This window comes from Streptomyces sp. NPDC001709 (genome assembly GCF_053596375.1).
The window spans coordinates 1-1,621 of sequence record NZ_JBSFGB010000141.1 but is presented as its reverse complement, the minus strand read 5'-3'; the positions used below and the strand labels follow the sequence as shown (position 1 = coordinate 1,621).

At 67.1% G+C, this 1,621-nt stretch carries 1 protein-coding gene and 1 pseudogene; both read left to right on the top strand.

All coding sequences use genetic code 11. The annotated features are described in order from the left end of the window. Positions 1-749: 749 nt before the first annotated feature. The gene (locus ACWC0C_RS48300; RefSeq protein ID WP_450871544.1) at positions 750-1,055 is read left to right on the top strand and encodes a hypothetical protein; all 306 of its coding nucleotides are present in this window, start codon (positions 750-752) and stop codon (positions 1,053-1,055) included. 103 nt (positions 1,056-1,158) lie between these two features. After that, positions 1,159-1,525, top strand: a pseudogene (locus ACWC0C_RS48295) (transposase); the annotation flags it as partial. Between the last annotated feature and the right edge of the window lie 96 nt (positions 1,526-1,621).

Below are 1,621 nucleotides of genomic sequence, written 5' to 3'. Positions count from 1 at the left end.
TTTGATCATCCCCTCGGCGATGACTTTCAGATCCGGCGGCAAGCCCACACGCATCTCCCCCTGCTGAACATGACTGTTCACGGTCACTTGAGGTATCCGTTCTACCGCATCGCGATCACGAAAGCCCAGCTCAACCTTGTTGTCGCCGCCCCTGTGCGACGGCATTCGGCCCCACCCAGACCAGCAGGCGCACATGACCGGAACCCGGCCCCATCAGCCGCTCGTGCCGCGAGTTCAGGGGTGACCTCAAGATCGCCACTGCCGGGATCCTCGGATGTACCGGCTTGGACCGTGTCGCCAGCGGCAATCGGCGGCGGTACTCAGTGAGGTTCAGTCGCTGGAGCGGCCGTACCCGCCGCTATGATCCGCGTCGTACCGAATGCCAGGTGGCGACCCTCCGCTTTCGTCCCCCACAGAAACCGGCCGAGCAGCGCCTGCCGCAATCTCGCTGAACGTGAAAGGCAGCCATGACCCGCCGGTTCCTTCCTGTCATAGCCGCCTGCGCGGGCGCACTCCTCGCCGCTGGCTGTAGCAGCCGCGCCCCACACCCCGCTACAGCAGCCCCCGCGGTCACGGTCACCCAGACCATCACGTCCACCCCCACACCGACGTCAACGCCTGTAGCCACCCCCACTTCGGCCGTCCCCACGCCGACCGCCTCCTCGGCGCCCGCGCCAGCCCCGGCCCGCACCTCGCTGGGATCGGTCGCCCTGACCGAATGGCACGATGGCGACGCGACGAACAAGTGCGTGAACGTCATGACCGTCTACGAGAACCGCTCCGACACTGCAGTCATCTCCATCACTCAGAAGTTCCAGACCCTGTACACGCCCGAGCACGCCGACGGTGAGTACCCCGACGACGTGGACGGCCCGGTCAAGACGCTCACTCAGGACGCGGGCATCGCCTCGTACGGGACCCGGACCTTGTACTGGCAGGTGTGCGCGCCCGAGCTGGCCTCCAAGCAGAACCCAGTTCCGCCGGACGGCACCGACTCGTTCAGGGTCGAGATCGGCGCCCAGCCTCGCGCCACCGCCTGGGACTGGGCGCAGTAGATCACCCCGGTATGCGGCTGGTGACGGAGCGGTGTAACTTCCGAGCTGGAAGCGACAGTTGGTGACTGACGTGACGAGTGACACCGAGGCCGGGAAGGCCACTGTGAGTGGGGCGGGCGCCGTGGATGACGGGCTGGTCGCCGAGCTGGTGGCCCGGGCCCAGGCCGGTGGGGTGAAGCTCACCGGGGAGGGGCGGCCTGCTGCAGCAGCTGACGAAGCGGGTGCTGGAGTCCGCGCTGGAAAGCGAACTCACCGATCATCTGGGCCACGAGCCCGGTGAGCGGGCTGAGGGCGGCCGGGAGAACTACCGCAACGGACACCGCTCCAAGACGGTGATCACCGAGTCGGGGCCGGTCGAGATCGGGGTGCCGCGGGACCAGGCCGGGTCGATTGAGCCGCAGCTGGTCAAGAAGCGGCAACGGCGTCTGGACGGGGTGGACGAGATGGTCCTGGCGCTGTCGGCGAAAGGGTTCATTGGCTCGGCTTGCACTGGCAGTTGTGCACCGCTGTCAGCAGACTGTCAGCACGAACCATCGGTGCCCGGAAGGCGAGAACCCTTGCTCCTT